The 415-nt window shown below is 68.2% G+C and carries 1 protein-coding gene; it reads right to left on the bottom strand.

Annotation, left to right across the window (positions count from 1 at the left end; genetic code table 11):
• Positions 1 to 187: 187 nt before the first annotated feature.
• A partial coding sequence (locus EN780_RS38095) for a TOBE domain-containing protein (protein ID WP_128276678.1) occupies positions 188 to 415 on the bottom strand: 228 nt, incomplete at its 5' end.

Below are 415 nucleotides of genomic sequence, written 5' to 3'. Positions count from 1 at the left end.
CCGAGATCCTTCGCCCCCCTCTCTGTCCTGCCGGACATCTCCCCCTCAAGGGGGGAGATTGGCTGTCCCTTCGGGTTTCGCCAATCTCCAACGCGGTAGAATTGGCGGGGCCGAGAAACTGCTGATCTCCCCCCCAGAGGGGGAGATGTCCGGCAGGACAGAGAGGGGGGCCTCGCGCCAACCGTCATCATGCCGGCTCGTCCATTAGATGCAGGTGGTCACGGTTGAAGGTGAGCAAGACCGCCTCGCCTTCCTCAGGCACTGCCGCGCCGGCGGGCACCACGGCGTGCAGTCGCAAGCCGTCGGCGTCGAGCGCCAGCCTCGTCGTCGCGCCGAGATAGTTGGTCGAGACCAGGCGGGCGGCAACGCCGGCGCCGCTCGCCTCGCGCGCAACACGGAGGGATTCGGGGCGCAG

The organism is Mesorhizobium sp. M4B.F.Ca.ET.089.01.1.1 (genome assembly GCF_004022605.1).
In the GTDB taxonomy this organism is placed as follows: domain Bacteria; phylum Pseudomonadota; class Alphaproteobacteria; order Rhizobiales; family Rhizobiaceae; genus Mesorhizobium; species Mesorhizobium abyssinicae.
The sequence above is the reverse complement of the archived record's forward strand: the minus strand, read 5'-3'. Positions and strand labels throughout refer to the sequence as shown.